Raw genomic sequence first — 16,020 nt, forward strand, 5'->3', positions numbered from 1 at the left:
GCATGTCGCGTCGCGCGCGGGCCACGGCCCTCCTGATCCTGGCGCACTGCCCCGTGGCCCTGGCGCAGTCGTGGACCGACGCCACGCGATCCCGCATGATCCAGGACGCGCTCAAGATCTCGCCGCCGGCGCTGCGCGAGATCCTCCTGCGCTACGAGAAGGACCTGGTGCGCGGCATGCTCGACCCGTCGCGCCGCGAAGGGGAGGAGGTCCACTTCCAGCACGCCGACGGCCGGAGCGGCCTGGCGGCGGCCGGGACGGACCGCAAGGTGGAGGAGATCCGGGGACTCCTGAAGCAGCGCGCCTCGTTCGCGCGCGTCACCTACGAGATGGGGATCCTCGCGCACCTGGTGAGCGACGCGGAATTCCCGCTGAACGCCTCCGACGCCGACCCGCGCGAGCCCCTGTACCGGGACGCCTACCGGCGCTACGTCGAGCGCATGCTCGACCGCATCCCGTTCGTCGTCGATCGCGACGAGCCCGCGGCCCTGCGCAAGGGCGACGTCCGCGGGTTCGTCCAGGGGATCGCCCGTCGCGCCGGAAAGAACTACGCGCTGATCGGGCGGGCGTTCAAGGACGACGGCTCGCCGGTGTCGCCATCCGCCCTGGACGAGCGTTCGGTGCCGTTCGGCATCACCTCCCTGTCGTATTCCCACGCCACCAGCGACGTCGCCTGGATCTGGAAGCACGTCTGGACGTCGATCCACGGCGACATGAAGGGGACGCCGTTCCTCGACGGGCCCCCGCCGGAGAAGGTGCGCGTCCCGCCGCGCCCGCCCAAGACCCGCCGCAAGGCGGCATCCGGGTCCGGCGCGCCGAAGGCCGGCCCGACGCCGCCCGCGACCGTCGCCGCTCCGTCTGCAAAGTCGTCCCCGTCGCCAGGCCCGGCGCCGTCGCCGGGCCCGACGCCCGCGCGTCCCGCGCCCAGACCCTCGCCGTCGCCGGCCCCGTCCGGGGGTGGGCGGTGAGCCGACCCGGGGGCCGGAAACGCGCGCTCATCAGCGTGTACGACAAGACGGGCGTCGTGGACCTGGCGCGCGAGCTGGCGGAGCTCGGCCACACCCTCCTGTCCTCGGGAGGAACGGCGGCCGCCCTGAAGAAGGCCGGCGTGGCCGTGGTCGAGATCGCCCACTACACCGGGCAGCCCGAGATCCTCGAGGGGCGCGTCAAGACGCTCCATCCGAAAGTGCACGGAGGGATCCTCGCCGATCTGACGAAGGAGTCGCACCGGAACGACCTGGCGCGCTCGGGAATCGAGCCGATCGGGCTCGTGATCGTGAACCTCTATCCATTCCGGGACGTCGCGGCGCGCCCCGGGTCGCGGCTGGACGAGGTGATCGAGATGATCGACGTCGGCGGCCCGGCCATGGTGCGCGCCGCCGCCAAGAACCACCGCCACGTCGGCGTCGTCGTCGATCCATCCGACTACCCGGAGCTGCTGCGCGAGCTGCGGGCGGACGGCGCGCTGAGCGACGCGACCCGCCTTCGGCTCGCGGTCAAGGCGTTCGCCCACACCGCCTCCTACGATGCGGCGATCCAGGCGGAGCTCGCCGGCCGGCTGGCCGCAGGATCGGACCGGCCCTCCGGCGCGCCCCCCTCGGCGGGATCGCGGCCGGGCTTCCCGGAGCGGCTCGTGCTCGAGGGGCGCCTTCTTCAGGAGCTGCGCTACGGCGAGAATCCCCACCAGCGCGGGGCGCTCTACGCCGGCACCGAGGTCGCCCCCGGCTCCGTGGCCGCCGCCCGGCAGCTCCAGGGCAAGGAGCTGTCGTTCAACAACATCATCGACCTGGACTCCGCCTGGCGGGCCGTCAACGAGTTCGACGCTCCGGCGGCGGTGATCGTCAAGCACAACAATCCGTGCGGCGCGGCGGTCGGCGCGACTCTCAAGGAGGCGTTCATCAAGGCGCGGCAGTGCGACCCGACCTCGGCGTTCGGAGGGATCACGGCATTCAATCGCCCCCTCGACGGGTCCGCCGCCACGGAGGCGGCCGCCACCTTCTTGGAGTGCCTGATCGCGCCCGGATTCGAGGCCGCGGCGCTCGACGCCCTCGCCGAGAAGAAGGGACTGCGGGTGATGGAGGCCGGCTCCGGCGACCGGTTCAGCGGGCTGGACGTGCGCCGCGTGACGGGAGGCTATCTGGTGCAGGACTGGGACGACGCCGCGACCGACATGACCGCGGCGCGGGTCGTCACGAAACGCGCACCGACCGCCTCCGAGCTGCAGGCGCTGGATTTCGCCTGGCGGGTGGCGCGGCACGTCAAGTCCAACGCCATCGTCCTGGCGCGCGCCGACCGCACCATCGGGATCGGCGCCGGGCAGATGAGCCGCGTCGACTCGGTCCGCCTGGCCGTGATGAAATCGCTCCAGACCCCCCGGGGCGCCGTGCTGGCGAGCGACGCGTTCTTCCCGTTCCGGGACGGCCTCGACGAGGCCGCCCGGGCCGGCATCACGGCGGTGGCGCAGCCGGGCGGCTCGGTGAAAGACAGCGAGGTGATCGCCGCCGCGGACGAGAACGGCCTGGCGATGGTCCTGACCGGCACGCGTCACTTCCGGCACTGAACGCCGTGGCTTACTTTTGTCCGAGGTCGCGAAGGACGAGGGCGTCGGCGAAGGCGTAGTAGACGCGGTCCTTGGCGCGGGTGGTGTACTTCTCCGCCACTTCCTGAAGCTTCAGGGCCTGGGCGTCGTCCGGATCGACGGTGAGACATTCGGACAGCTTCTGCAGGGCGTCCCGTGAATTGCCCGCCTTCATCAGGGTGGCCGCCCAGTTGTACCAGGCGTTCCTGATGTAGAGGTCGATGTCGCCCAGTCCCTTGTCGCGCGGCAGGCGGTAGAGCTTGCGCAGGGCGTTCTCGTAGTCTTTCTCGGCCATCAGGCTCTTCACCGAATCGAACTCGTCCTGCAGCTTCTGCTCGTCGTCGATCTTCGTCTGGGCCTGGTCGACGAGCTCCTTCACCTCGATGTTGGCCGGGTCGAGCGCCAGGACGGCGTTCAGCTTTGCCCGCGCCTCGCGCCATTTTCCCTCGGCGATCAGGCGGCGCCCATCGGCCGTGAACGAGGCGATCTTCCGGCGCGCCTCTTCCGGTGACAGCGCCGGGACCGTGGGCGGCTTGATCGGCTCGTTGGAGCGGGACCCCGGGGCCGCGGCGGGTCCCGATGCCGACGCGGGCGTTCCGCCCGGATTCACCACGGCGGCGCCCGGTCCGGTGCCGGCCGCGCCCGGTTGGGACGGCCCGCCGACGCCGGCCCCGTCGTTCCCCTGCGGCAGCGCCGGCTGCTGGCGGCTCGATCCGCCGATCGGCGTCGGGATCGGCCCCTGCGCGGCGTCGAGGGTGCCGGTCGGCGAACCGGCCGGCGGGGCCACCGGCTGTCCGGGCTGTCCGGCCCCTCCGAGAACGCGCGGCTGGATGTAGAACACCCAGGCCGCCGCCCCGCCACCGGCGAGCAGGAGGAGCAGCAGAAGAATCTTGACGAAGGACGACCCCCCCCGCTTCGCCTGGCCCGCCACCGGTCTCGGCCTGTCGACCGGGCGCAGCCTCGTCTGGGTCACCGGAGCCTCCGCCACGACCGGCGCGGTCCCCCCCGCATGGTGCCGGCTTTTCTTCGGCTCCTCCGCAGGCTTCGCCGGCTTCATGGACTCCTTGGCAGGGGCCAGGGGAACGGACGGGGGGCTGATGTCCGTCTTCCCGCCTTCCGGTTCCCCCATGCCAGGCATCGAGCCGTTGTCGAGCAGCGACATCAGGTCGACGTCGCCGGCATCGGCCGTGGAGCCCACCGCTTTCGCGCCCGTCCCCCGCAGGATGCCGCGCTCCTTCTCCTTCAAGTTGAGCTGCGCGAGCTCGGCTTCCCAGGCCGACGTCTCGTCCTGCGCCGAGGGCTCCGCCACCGGGACCGTCGAGGGGGCGCCTGCCGCGGCCGGTTTCGTGGTCGGGGCGGGCTTGGCCGCCGCGGCCGGCGCGGGCGTCTGCGGCTTCCTGGCCGGGCCGGTCACGACGGGCGGAGGGGCCACGCGGCCTGCGGCCGGAGCGGGGGTCGGCGTCGCGGCCGGTTCCTCGGCCGGGACCGGCCCTCTCGGGACGACGCGCGAGGAGGCCGGTCTCACCGTCTTCGCCTCGACCACGGTGTCTTCCAGGGTGTTGGCCGGCCCCGGCAGAGGCATGTCCGGCGCTGCGGTCGGCGCCTCGCCTCCGGCCAGCTCGAATGGGGACTCCTCGGGAGGACTCTGGTGCGCCGGGTCGGAGAAGGCGGCTTCGAGCGAGGCGCGGGCGGCGACCTCTTCCTGGACGATCGCCTGGTCGCCGAACTCGAACGAGTCCGGACCACCATCCGTGTCGGGGACCTCCTTCTCGGGTACTTCCGGGGCTTCCCGCGGAGCGGGAGCGGGAGCCGGCGCGGGGGCGGGCGGCGAAGTCGGCTTCGGGCCCGCCTTCATCACATCCGACATCGACAGCTTGACCGTCATGCCGCCGAGCTGGCTGGCGGCGGCCTTGAGGCTCTTCTGGATCTGGTCGCGGATCTCCTTGAGGAGCACCTTCCCGCCGGGGTGGGAGGCATCCAGCGTGAAGACCTTCTTGCACTCCGTCTCGGCCTCGGCGAAGCGCTCCTGCGCCAGGAGCTCGCGGGCCAGAGTCAGGTGCTCGTCGATGAACGGCGCGGACTCGAAGGCGTGCTGCGCCTGCTCCAGGAGGGCCAGGAGCTCGGGCGAGGCGGGATCCAGAGGCAGGAGCCCCTGGGCCCCTTCGATCGCCTCGGCGTGCCGGCGCTCGGCCAGGAGCTGCTTGACGCGCGCGATCCCCAGCTCGAGCCGCGCCTCGACTTCTTCCGCCGGCACGTCTCCCGCTTCGTCCCCGGCGCCGTCGGCGGGAGCGGGCGCCTCCTCGGGGACCCCGGCGGGCGTGGACTCGAAATCCCCGATCAGGAGGGTCGCCATGCGGATCCCCTCCTTGGCCTTCTGGCTCTGTGGATCGACCGACAGCGCCTCCGTCCAGGCCTCGATCGCCCCCTTGTACTCCCCGTTGTTGTAGAGGGAGGAAGCCCGGGTCAGGAGATCCTGCAGTTTTTCGTCGTCGATCACGACTCCGCCCATGCGGGACAGACGGGCCCCGCAACGGCACAATTTATGCCCTGCGGGCGGGAAGTCAAACGCTTGGAGGCCCTGCAGATACCGACGGAAGGTTCAGGTGCCGCTGCGGCCGGTCGCGCCCGCCTTTTTCAAGGCGTCCTTGAGGACCGGCAGGTCCTTGAACCCCGGATTGAGCTCTTCGACCTTGGCGAACGCCTCCGTGGCGGTCCGGACGTCGTTCTTGCCCGACAGGGAGACGATGCCCAGGTTCAGCCAGGTTTGCCAGTGCTTCGGCCCGTACTGCAGCGAGGTCCGGAACTGCGCGATCGCCTCGTCCGCCCTGCCCATCTCGTACAGGCAGATGCCCATGTCGGTCCGGGCGTCGACGTCTTCCGGCGTGATCGCGAGCGCCCTCGTGTAGAACTCGACCGCCTGGTCGAACTTTCGGGAGTCGTGGTACATGTTGGCCAGACGCAGGAGGGCCCTCACGTCCTTCGGGTCCTTCTCGATCGCCGCCTTGAGGGCGGTGATCTCCTCGAAGACGCGGGCCATCATCTGCTCGCCGCCACCGCCGCCGGCCGTGCCCGCGCCGGAGTCGCCCCCCGCGCCAGCGCCGGCCGCGGGCGGCACGCTCTGGCCCATCCCCATGTTGCCCGCCGCCGGGACGGGGGCCGCCTGCTGCACCACCCGCGGTTCGTGCACGGCGTAGGCGATGATGTAGCCGATCAGGAAGCCGAACAGGATGCCCGAGACGAGAAACTGCAGCTGGTCCTTGTTCATGAGATGGCGCACCCTAACACAGGGCCCCGGTCCAATCAAGGTGCCGGGACGCGGCCTTCGCGCGCCGCGCTCTGGGAGTGGGCCCGGCGTCCCTGTGCTATAGTCCCGGCCGTGACGCCCGTGACGTCGCCCGCGCTGCGCCCGCCCACCCTGTCGCGCTCGCGGCTCTCCATCTCGATCGGCGCCGCGCTCGTGGGCGTCTTCCTCGTCTGCGCCCTCTTCGCCCCGCTCCTGACCGCTTGGTTCGGGCACGACCCCTACGAGCAGGTAGCTCCCCGCACGATCACGCCGCCGACGCCGCCCAGCCGCGACAGCCTTCTGGGGACCGACGGGCTGGGGCGGGACGTGCTGAGCCGGCTGATCCACGGCGCCCGCATCTCCCTAGAGGTCGGGATCGTGGCCGAGATCATCGCCCTCGTCCTGGGCACGGCGCTGGGCGCCGTCGCCGGCTTCGCCGGGGGGCGGATGGACGCGTTCCTGATGCGCTGCGCCGACCTGGTGTTCGCGTTTCCGGGACCGCTCCTGGCCCTGGCGATCATCGCCGCCGTGCCGGAGCCCGAGAGCGCGCCCATCCTGAGGCATCTGCCCCATCCGTCCGTCGGAATCGTCTTCCTGGTCCTCGGCTGCCTCGGCTGGGCCCCCATCGCCCGCCTGGTGCGCGGCGAGTTCCTGCGCCTGCGCGAGCTGGAGTTCGCCCAGGCGGCGCAGGCGATGGGCGCCAGCGCCCCCCGCCTGGTGCTGCGCCACCTGCTGCCGGGGACGCTCCGCCCGCTCATCGTCGTCGGCACGCTCGGCATCGGAGGGAACATCCTGATGGAGGCCTGGCTGTCGTTTCTCGGCGTCGGCGCGCGGCCGCCTCTGCCGTCGTGGGGATCAATGGTGACCGAGGGACAGGCCTATTTCCTCGCCAAGCCGTGGGTGTGCATCGCCCCGGGCCTGGCCATCGTCCTGCTCGTTCTCGGCTTCAATCTTCTGGGAGACGGAATTGCCGATCGGCTCGGCCCCAAACGGGGCGGGGCGGTCCTGTAAAGGGAGATCCGCGCATGAAGAGTGGGCACCTTCCCGTCCTGGCGATCCTCGCGACGGCCGTCCTTCCGGGCCTCGCCTGCGGGCGCTCGCAGCCGCCGGCAGCGCCCGCCGAGCAGGTCTACCGGTTCCGCCTGCACGAGGATCCCCCCACGCTCGACCCGGCCCTGGCCAACGACCAGTTCTCGGAGGCGATCATCCTGAACGTCCATCGCGGCCTCGTCGAGCTCGATCCCGAAACGCTCGAGATCAGGCCGGCCGTGGCCGAGTCCTGGACGATCTCCCCGGACGGCCGCACCTACACCTTCCACCTGCGGGCGGGGGCGACGTTCCACAACGGACGCACGGCCACCGCGGCCGACGTCGTGTACTCCTTCGAGCGCATCCTCAGGAAGGAGACCAATTCTCCGCGGCGCTTCCTCCTCGAGCCGATCGAAGGGGCCAGGGAGTTCACCGCGGGGACGAGCGCTTCCATCGCCGGGGTTTCGACGCCCGACGATCGCACGGTCGAGGTGCGGCTGTCGAAGCCGTTCTCGCCGTTCCTGTCCCAACTGACCATGACCAACATCGCCATCGTGCCGAAGGAAGCCTACGACGATCCGCAGAAGGCCTACCTGCGCGCCCCCGTCGGCTGCGGCCCCTTCCGATTCTCGCGCTGGGAGCAGGGGAACTTCATCGAGCTTCTGGCCTTCGATCGCTATTATGGCGGCAGGCCGGCGATCGATCGCGTCGTGGTCCGGATGATCGAGAACTGGACCAGCGCTCTTCAGGAATACCTCGCCGGCGGCCTGGACAGCCTGGACGAAGTCCCGGACGACAGCGACACCGCCATGATCGCGAAGGTCGGCCCCGAGATCCGCCGTTACCCGTTCATCGGGACCGGGTACATCGGCTTCAACATGGCGGTGGCCCCGTTCAGGGGAAACATTCCCCTGCGCCAGGCTTTCAACTACGCCGTGGACAAGCACTATCTGTGGGAAGTCCTGATGCCTGGGAACCTGCCGGCCAACGGGATCATCCCTCCCGGCATTCCGGGGCACGATCCCGACCTTCCGGGGTATCCGCACGACGAGGCGAAGGCCCGCAGCCTCCTGGCGCGGGCCGGCTATCCGGCGGGCAAGGGGCTGCCGCCGATCGCGCTCTGGGTGAACACCGGCGAGGACAACCGCCGGATCGCCGAGCAGGTGCAGAGCGATCTGAAGAAGATCGGCGTCGACCTCACCGTCCGCGAGGTGGACTGGGCGGCGTACATCGCCGGCGTCTCCGGCACGGCGGGCAAGCCGGGCCAGGCGCAGATGTTCCGCTTCGGGTGGTACCTCGACTACCCCGACGCCGACGCCATCCTGCGGCCGCTTCTGCACTCGTCCAACTGGGGCCCCGCCGGAAATTTCGGCCGATACAAGAACGCCCAGGTCGACGCGATCATCGACCAGGCCCTCGACACCGCCGACCCGCACAAGCGGGCCGACCTGTACCGACGGGCGGAGCGCATCGCCGTGATGGAGGATCCGCCCTGGATCTTCCTCAGCTACTACCAGTCGAAGACGCTGTACAAGCCGTACGTGAAGGGGGTCGTCCTGTCTCCTCTGGGTGAGTTCCGCCTGCCGCTCGACCGGCTGAGGATCGAGAGGGGCGCGACCTGACGAGCTACATCCTGAGGCGCATTCTCGGGCTGGTGCCGGTCCTGCTCGCGGCCGCGGCGATCGTCTGGGTCTTCGTCTTCCTCCTGCCCGGCGATCCCGCCCGGCTGATCGCCGGCGGCGCCAGCGCCGATCCCGACGTCCTGCAGTCGATCCGCGAGGAATGGGGGCTCGATCGGCCCGCCCCGGCGCAGTTTCTGCACTACTTCGGGATGATCCTGCGCGGCGATCTCGGGACCTCCTACGTGCAGAAGCGCCCGGTGTCGGCGATCATCGCCGACCATTTCCCGGCGACCTTCATCCTCGCCGTCGCGGCGGTTTTGCTGTCGGCCGGCGGGGGGCTCGTCCTGGGTTCGCTTGCCGCGCTCAATCGCGGGCGTCTGGTCGATTCCGTCGTGCTCTTCCTGGCGCTTCTGGGCACCTCCCTGCCGGTCTTCTGGCTCGGCCTCATCCTGATGCTGGTGTTCGCCTCCGGCCTGGGGTGGCTGCCGGTCCTGGGGTACGGGATGAACGGGATGATCCTGCCGTTCACTTCGATCCGCCTGCCGGAGTGGGACCACCTGGTCCTGCCCGCCCTGACCCTGTCGCTCGTGTCGATGGGGGGGATCGCCCGCGTCGCACGCGCCAGCCTGATCGACACCGGCACCGCCGATTTCCTGCAGACCGCCCGGGCCAAGGGGGCCTCCGGGGCGCGCGTCTTCGCGCGCCACACCCTGAAGAACGCGCTCCTCCCGGTGATCACGGTCGTCGGCCTCGATTTCGCCGGGCTGCTCGGGGGGGCGGTCGCGACCGAGTACGTCTTCGCCTGGCCGGGACTCGGGAAGACGATCGTGCGCGCCATCGGCCTGCGGGACCTGCCGGTCGTGGAGGGGGGCGTCCTGTTCCTGACGGCGATCTTCGTCCTGGCCAGCCTCGCGGTCGATCTGGCGTACGTCTATCTCGACCCGCGCATCCACTACTAGGGGCCTGAGGGCCCCGCGAGCCTTTGCGCTAGAATCCTCTTCTCCAGAGGAGGATCGATGCACGGGCACGTGGCCCGACCCCAGGACCCGGCGCGCCGGCCGAACCTGTTCGGCATGGATCGGGAGCAGATTGCCGCCGCCCTTCTGCCCCTGACGGGCAAGGCCTTTCACGCCTCCCAGATCTTCCACTGGATGTACGGCCGCCTGCAGACCGAGGTGCAGGGGATGACCGACCTGCCGGCGACGCTCCGTTCCGATCTGTCGGGGCGCTTCCAGGTGACCTGGCCGGCGATCCGGGACGTGCGCCTCTCCGCCGACGGATCGAAGAAGTACGTCTGCGTCCTCGAAGACGGCGGCGAGGTCGAGACGGTCTACATCCTGTACGGCAGCCGCGTCACCCTCTGCCTGTCGTCGCAGATCGGCTGCCCGCTCGCCTGCCGCTTCTGCCTGACCGGGACGATGGGGCTCGTGCGCAATCTCACTCCGGGGGAGATCGTCGGCCAGATCGCCGTGATGGCCCGGGAGAACGGCCTGGCTCCGGGCGGCTATCGGATCGTCTTCATGGGGATGGGGGAGCCGCTCCTCAACTACGACGCGGTGATGCGCGCCTTCCGGATCATGATCGATCCGAAGGGGTTCGGCCTCCCTCCGCGCCGGGTCACGCTGTCGACCGCCGGCGTCGTCCCCGGTATCGACCGGCTGGCGCGGGAGACGCCGCGTCCGCGCCTGGCGATCTCCCTCGGAGCGACCACGGACCAGAGGCGCGACGACCTGATGCCGATCAACCGCAAGTACGACCTGGAGGCGCTCCTCGCCGCCTGCCGGCGCGTCCCCCTCGTGCCGCGCGAGAAGGTGACCTTCGAGTACTGCCTGATCGCGGGCCAGAACGACCGCGAGGAGGACGCCGCCCGCATCGCCCGGCTGGTGCGGGGCCTGCGCTCCAAGGTCAATGTGATCCCGTACAACGAGGCCGGCGTGCCCGGATTCAAGACGCCGCAGGTCGCGAGCGCCGGCCGCTTCCGCGACGCCCTCGTGGCCCGCGGGGTGACGGCCACCATCCGCTGGAGCAAGGGGCGCGACGTCGGGGCCGCCTGCGGCCAGCTGGTCACCGCCACCGCGCGCTGAGGGAAGCGATGCCCGGTCCGAAGAACCGCCGTCCCATGCGAGCCCGTCGCGGTCCACGCCCCCACACCCAACGCCGTCGGCCGCAACGCCGTCCCTCGCCACGCCGTCGGCCTCGGCACCGTCGGCCGGGTGTCGGCATCGATCTCGCCGGCCGCGCGGCCATCGTGACCGGCGGCTCGCGCGGCATCGGCCGTGCCTGCGTCCTGGCCCTGGCCAAGGCCGGCGCCGACGTGGTCTTCTCATACCGCTCCCGGGCCGCGGCCGCCCGCGATCTCGAGCGGCGCGTGCGCGCCTCCGGCGGGCGGGCCGTCGCCGTTCACGCGGACGTCTCGCGCCCCAGGGACTGTGACCGGCTGGTCCGCTCGGCTCTTCTCCGCTTCGGCCGCGCCGACATCCTGGTGAACAACGCCGGCATCTGGGAGCCGCCCGAGGGGGTCGAGGTCGCGACGCTGAGCGATGCGCAGTGGGAGAAGACCCTGCGCATCAACCTGGACGGCTCCTTCTACTGCACGCGCGCCGCCGTCCCCGCGATGCGGGAGCGCCGCTGGGGCCGCATCGTCAACATCGCCTCGACCGCCGGGCAGCGCGGCGAGGCGCTTCATTCCGACTACGCCGCCTCGAAGGGGGCCATCATCTCGTTCACCAAGTCGCTGTCGACCGAGCTCGGGCCGCACGGCATCCTGGTCAACGCCGTCGCCCCCTGGTGGGTCGACACCGACATGAGCCATGAGACCCTCGAGCGCGAGGGCACCGCCTCGGGCGAAGCCTCTCCCCTCGGCCGCGTCGCCACCCCCGAGGAGATCGCCGGCCCGGTCCTCTTCCTGTGCTCCGACCTCGCGTCGTTCATCACCGGTGAGATTCTCAACGTCAACGGCGGGACGATCCTCTGCGGGTGAAGGCGGGTCCTGTCGTGGTGGCCGCTACCCCGGACCCGCGAGCGCGGCGCGCAGCGCCCGGACCGCCTCGGCCGGGTCGGCGGCGGAGGCGATGAACGAGATAGCCGCAACGCCGGCGATCGGCAGGCCGCGCAGCTCGGCGGCCGTGCCGGGATGGATGCCGCCGATCGCCCAGACGGGGATCTTCGCGGCCTCGGCGATCTTGCGCAGCATCTCCGGCCCCTGCGGCGGGCCGAAGGCCTCCTTGGAAGGGGTGGCGAAGACCGGGCCGAAGAACAGGTAGTCGGCACCCTCCTTGCCAGCCTGCCTGGCCTCGGCGAGAGAGTGGACCGATCGCCCGACCAGGAACTTCTTACCGACATGCCGGCGCGCGGGACCGATCGGCAGGCCCTGGGACGGAAGGTGGACGCCGGCGGCCTTCGCGGCGAGCGCCACGTCGAGACGGTCGTTCACCACGACGGCGCAGCGCGCACCCCGGGGCTTCGCCGCGTCGACGATCGCCCGGACCAGCTGCAGGAGGGGGCCCCCGGTCATGTCCCGCTCGCGCACCTGGATCAGGTCGCAGCCGCCGGCGATGGCGGCCGTCACGACCTCGAGCAGCGGGCGATCGCCGGTCGCCTGCCGGCTCGTGACGAAGCAGACGCCGGGGTGATCAAGTCTCATCGCGGGCGGCGGCGCCATCCGGCGATGGGCCCTTGATGGCGCGGCAGAAGGCCAGGAAGTCGATCCCTCCCATCCCGATCTGGATCAGCCCGATCGACGAGACGCAGCCGCGCACGAAGCCGCTCAGCAGGATCGGCCGCAGCGGGGGTATCTGGGCGAAGTAGGAGTGCACCCACATGAGCGACCAGGGGACGAGCACCAGGAACACACCGGTCTCGATGATATAAAGAAGATAGAGGAAGTGCAGGATCGGCCGTTTCATCGCCACCGGGGGCCCCCGAAACCTGCACAGGGTAGCAGATTCGGCCGCATTGATTGACTGGCCTCGACCTTTTGATAGAATGGCCGCCCTTGCCGAGGTGACCTCGACCCCATGGATCATGTGCGCATCGCGTCGGTCCCGTTCGTCAATGCCCAGCCCCTGACCTGGGGCTTCCTGCGCGGCCCCTACCAGGGGCTCTTCAAGGTGTCGCCCGCCGCTCCGTCCCGGATCGCGGACCTGCTGCGCTCGGGGAAGGCGGACGTCGGGCTGATTCCATCCATCGAGTACCTGGGGCTGCCGGGTGTCGAGTTCCTGCCGCAGATCTGCATCGCCAGCAAGAGGCGGGTGCGCTCGGTGTTCCTCGCGTCGAGCGCGCCTCTGGAGGACATCCGAAGCGTGGCGCTCGATTCCAACTCCAGGACCTCGGCGGTCCTCCTCAAGATCATCCTGGCGCACCGGGGGCTCCACGACGTGGCCTACGCCCAGAAGGCGGCGTCGCTCCCGGAGATGCTGCGCGAGCACGATGCGGCGCTCCTGATCGGCGATGCGGCCCTGGCGGCCGACACGGAAGGACTCCACATCTACGATCTGGCGGCGGAGTGGTTCGTCATCACCGGGCTGCCGTTCGTCTTCGCCCTATGGGCCGTGAGGCCCGGCGTCGTCCTGCCCGACGGAGTGCGGCCGTTCATCGAGTCGCGCCGCATCGGCATGGCGTCGATCCCGGAGGTGGCCATCCTGGCGGGTGAGCGCCTGAAGCTGCCGCCCGAGACGATCGAGTCCTACCTCAGGACCAACATCCATTTCTACCTCGGGTCGGAGGAGCAGCGCGGGCTCGATCTCTTCTTCCGGCAGGCCCAGGACCTCGGGCTGGCGCCCGGTCGCCGGACGATCCGTTTCCGGGACCCGCACGACTGGGAGCGGGTGCCGGCCCTTCCGGCGCCGGCGAGGAGGCACACGTGAGCGGGGCCGATCGGCTTCCGTCCGGGGACGGAGCCCGTCAGGAAATGCGCGTCCCCCGCGTCTCGAATTCCGCCACGGATGCGATCCTGGAGCGCGCCGCCGCGGGCGGGCGGATCGATCCGCAGGAGGCGCTGCTGCTCCTGCGCCAGGCGCCCCTCATCGACCTGGGGCTGGCGGCCGACCGGACGCGCCACCGCCTGCACCCCGAGCCGATCGTCACCTACATCGTCGACCGCAACATCAACTACACGAACGTCTGCGTGGTGCGCTGCTCGTTCTGCGCCTTCTATCGCGACCCGGGGCATCCGGAGGGGTACCTGCACTCGAGGGAGTCGCTGCACGCCAAGATCGAGGAGACCCTGGCCCTGGGCGGCACCGGCGTCCTGATGCAGGGGGGGCACCACCCCGACCTGCCCCTCGAGTGGTACGAGGACCTCCTGCGCTCGTTCAAGGAGAAGTTCCCTCGCCTGCACGTGCACGCCTTCTCGCCCCCCGAGATCCAGCACATCGTGCACGTGTCGAAGCGGCCCCTCGAGGTGGTCCTGCGCCGCCTCAAGGCGGCCGGTCTCGACAGCATTCCCGGCGGAGGGGGGGAGATCCTGGTGGACGAGGTGCGCCTCCAGATCTCGCCGCTCAAGACGATGTCCGGCGACTGGCTCGGGGTGATGGAAGCGGCGCACGCCCTCGGCCTGCCGTCGACCGCCACCATGATGTTCGGCCACGTGGAGACCTATGCCGACCGCGTCGCCCACATGGACAAGATCCGCTCCCTGCAGGACCGGAGCCTCTCGAAAGGGGGCGCGGCCTTCACCGCGTTCATCGCCTGGACCTACAAGACGGAGAACACCGCGCTGGGGGGCCGGGAGGTCACCAGCGCCGAATACCTGCGCACCCAGGCGGTCGCGCGCCTGTTCATGGACAACATCCCGAACATCCAGTCGTCCTGGGTCACGCAGGGAAAGGAGATCGGCCAGGTGGCCCTGAAGTTCGGGGCCAACGACATGGGCAGCACGATGATCGAGGAGAACGTCGTGCGCGCCGCCGGGGCGTACGGCTGCACCAACCGCACGGAGATCGAGCGCCTCATCCACGAGGCCGGTTACGTCCCCCGCCAGAGGGACACGCTGTACCGGCTGGTGTCCTGACCAGGCGCACCTCTCATGAGCCTCCTCGTCATCATCAAGGCGATGCTGATCGCGGCGGTGCTCCTCACGTTCCTGGCGGCCGCCGGGACGATCGCCTATCGCATCACGGAGAAAGCCCTCGAGGTCCTGATTCTGGGCTGGGTGATACGGCGGATCCCGCTTGCCGACATCGAGGAGGTCCATCGGCGCGGCGCCCTGATCCACGAGAACTGGTCGTCCCTGAAGTTCTGGAACAGCGTCACCGTCAGGCGGCGCAGCGGCTGGTTCCGGAATTTCGTCATCAGCCCCGACGATCCGGACCGGTTCGTCGTCAGGCTTCAGGGGGCGATGTCCCACACCGGAGGCGGCCTGAACGGCGCCCGGAGCGAGACCCAGCCCGATTCTCGGACAGGCTCCTAGCGCCCCGGCCCCGCGGTCTGGCCGTGGAATGCGCCTCCCCGCCACAGCCCCGGGATCGCCAGGCCGCAGGCGGGGCAGGTCCCGTCGCGCGAGATTCTGTACTCCAGGATCCTGTATCCGAGGCGCCCCACCAGGATCGCGTCGCACCCGGGGCAGCGCGTGTTCTCGAAGTCCCCCACCGCGCCCGGAATGTTTCCCGCGTAGACGAACCGCAGCCCTTCCTCCCGCCCGATCGAGGCCGCGCGCAGGAGGGTCGAGGCCGGCGTGTCGTCCGGGTCGGTCATCCTGTAGTCCTTGTGGAAGGCGGTCACGTGCCACGGGATGTCCGGCGACACGCCCGCCAGAAAGCGCGCCATGTCCGTGATCTCCTCGTTCGAATCGTTGAAGCCGGGGATCAAAAGCGTGACGATCTCCAACCAGAAGCCCTTGGCCTTCAGGAGCACGATGGTGTCGAGGACGTTGCGGAGCGTGCCGCCGAGCCCGCGGTAGCTGCGGTCGCGGAACGACTTGAGATCGACCTTGTAGAGCCGGACGTACGGCCGGATGTACTCCAGGACCTGCTCCGTGCCGTTGCCGTTGCTGATGTACGCGCAGACCAGCCCCGCCTCGACCGCCTCCCGGAAAATCGCCACGGCCCACTCCGAGGTGATCAGGGGCTCGTTGTAGGTCGACGCCAGGATCGGCGCCCCGCTCCGGCCCGCGAGCGCCACGAGATCCGCGGGGCTCACCCGCTCGGGAGCGGACACCGCCTTCGGGTCCCGGATCGCCTGCGACGTGATCCAGTTCTGGCAGTAGGCGCAGTGGAAGTCACAGCCGAGCATGCCGAAGGAGAGGGCGAGCGCCCCCGGCAGGGCGTGGAAGAACGGCTTCTTCTCGACCGGATCGCACTGCAGGGCCCCCACGTACCCCCAGGGGACCTTCAGGGTCCCTCCCTCGTTGAAGCGGACCTTGCAGATTCCCGGCCGCCCCGCAGGGATGAGGCAGCGGTGACCACAGGCGTGGCAGCGGACCGCGGCGTCCTGCAGGCGCTCGTAGATCTCGCCCGCGCGCGTCAGTTCCGAGAGAGTCCGCGCCAGGGGTCCCGCTGCCTGTGCCATGA

General features: G+C 70.4%; 15 protein-coding genes. 10 read left to right on the forward strand and 5 right to left on the reverse strand.

Features of this window, described 5'->3' with window-relative positions; all coding sequences use genetic code 11:
• The first annotated feature begins 2 nt into the window (after positions 1–2).
• Both VGV60_04715 and purH read left to right on the forward strand, forming a co-directional pair.
• Complete coding sequence (locus VGV60_04715) at positions 3–968, forward strand: hypothetical protein (protein ID HEV8700555.1); 966 nt, start codon at positions 3–5, stop codon at positions 966–968.
• Positions 965–2,560: a bifunctional phosphoribosylaminoimidazolecarboxamide formyltransferase/IMP cyclohydrolase gene (gene purH / locus VGV60_04720; GenBank protein HEV8700556.1), complete on the forward strand. Its 1,596-nt coding sequence runs from the start codon at positions 965–967 to the stop codon at positions 2,558–2,560. Before VGV60_04715 ends, purH begins: the two co-directional genes overlap by 4 nt.
• A gap of 10 nt (positions 2,561–2,570) precedes the next feature.
• Here purH and VGV60_04725 read toward each other — a convergent pair whose 3' ends face one another.
• Both VGV60_04725 and VGV60_04730 read right to left on the reverse strand, forming a co-directional pair.
• Positions 2,571–5,087, reverse strand: a complete 2,517-nt coding sequence (locus VGV60_04725; GenBank protein HEV8700557.1) for a hypothetical protein — start codon at positions 5,085–5,087, stop codon at positions 2,571–2,573.
• A 90-nt stretch (positions 5,088–5,177) separates the two neighbouring features.
• Complete coding sequence (locus VGV60_04730; protein ID HEV8700558.1) at positions 5,178–5,843, reverse strand: tetratricopeptide repeat protein; 666 nt, start codon at positions 5,841–5,843, stop codon at positions 5,178–5,180.
• 111 nt (positions 5,844–5,954) lie between these two features.
• Here VGV60_04730 and VGV60_04735 point away from each other — a divergent pair, with 111 nt between their 5' ends.
• From VGV60_04735 to VGV60_04755, 5 genes are all read left to right on the forward strand, one after another.
• The gene (locus tag VGV60_04735; protein ID HEV8700559.1) at positions 5,955–6,872 is read left to right on the forward strand and encodes an ABC transporter permease; all 918 of its coding nucleotides are present in this window, start codon (positions 5,955–5,957) and stop codon (positions 6,870–6,872) included.
• 14 nt (positions 6,873–6,886) lie between these two features.
• On the forward strand, positions 6,887–8,512 hold the full coding sequence (locus tag VGV60_04740; protein ID HEV8700560.1) for an ABC transporter substrate-binding protein: 1,626 nt from the start codon (positions 6,887–6,889) through the stop codon (positions 8,510–8,512).
• 11 nt (positions 8,513–8,523) lie between these two features.
• A complete protein-coding gene (locus VGV60_04745) occupies positions 8,524–9,471 on the forward strand; it encodes an ABC transporter permease (GenBank protein HEV8700561.1) in 948 nt (315 codons plus the stop codon).
• Positions 9,472–9,528: 57 nt separating this feature from the next.
• Positions 9,529–10,596, forward strand: a complete 1,068-nt coding sequence (gene rlmN / locus VGV60_04750) for a 23S rRNA (adenine(2503)-C(2))-methyltransferase RlmN (protein ID HEV8700562.1) — start codon at positions 9,529–9,531, stop codon at positions 10,594–10,596.
• A gap of 137 nt (positions 10,597–10,733) precedes the next feature.
• Positions 10,734–11,492, forward strand: a complete 759-nt coding sequence (locus VGV60_04755) for an SDR family oxidoreductase (GenBank protein ID HEV8700563.1) — start codon at positions 10,734–10,736, stop codon at positions 11,490–11,492.
• A 24-nt stretch (positions 11,493–11,516) separates the two neighbouring features.
• Here the strand turns inward: VGV60_04755 and thiE are convergent, their stop codons facing one another.
• Entirely contained in the window at positions 11,517–12,155 is a 639-nt protein-coding gene (gene thiE / locus VGV60_04760; GenBank protein ID HEV8700564.1) for a thiamine phosphate synthase, read from the reverse strand.
• Entirely contained in the window at positions 12,145–12,417 is a 273-nt protein-coding gene (locus VGV60_04765) for a hypothetical protein (GenBank protein ID HEV8700565.1), read from the reverse strand. Before VGV60_04765 ends, thiE begins: the two co-directional genes overlap by 11 nt.
• A gap of 111 nt (positions 12,418–12,528) precedes the next feature.
• Here VGV60_04765 and VGV60_04770 point away from each other — a divergent pair, with 111 nt between their 5' ends.
• From VGV60_04770 to VGV60_04780, 3 genes are read left to right on the forward strand one after another with little or no spacing between them, the layout of a single operon-like run.
• Positions 12,529–13,377, forward strand: coding sequence for a menaquinone biosynthesis protein (locus VGV60_04770; protein HEV8700566.1), 849 nt, complete (start codon positions 12,529–12,531; stop codon positions 13,375–13,377).
• Positions 13,374–14,522: a cyclic dehypoxanthinyl futalosine synthase gene (mqnC, locus tag VGV60_04775; GenBank protein HEV8700567.1), complete on the forward strand. Its 1,149-nt coding sequence runs from the start codon at positions 13,374–13,376 to the stop codon at positions 14,520–14,522. Before VGV60_04770 ends, mqnC begins: the two co-directional genes overlap by 4 nt.
• 15 nt (positions 14,523–14,537) lie before the next feature.
• Positions 14,538–14,921: a hypothetical protein gene (locus VGV60_04780; protein HEV8700568.1), complete on the forward strand. Its 384-nt coding sequence runs from the start codon at positions 14,538–14,540 to the stop codon at positions 14,919–14,921.
• On the opposite strand, the gene amrS is transcribed toward VGV60_04780, so the two are convergent.
• On the reverse strand, positions 14,918–16,018 hold the full coding sequence (gene amrS, locus VGV60_04785) for an AmmeMemoRadiSam system radical SAM enzyme (protein HEV8700569.1): 1,101 nt from the start codon (positions 16,016–16,018) through the stop codon (positions 14,918–14,920). The genes VGV60_04780 and amrS overlap by 4 nt on opposite strands.
• Positions 16,019–16,020 lie beyond the last annotated feature (2 nt).

It is taken from the genome of Candidatus Polarisedimenticolia bacterium (assembly GCA_036001465.1).
Classification (GTDB): domain Bacteria; phylum Acidobacteriota; class Polarisedimenticolia; order Gp22-AA2; family Gp22-AA2; genus Gp22-AA3.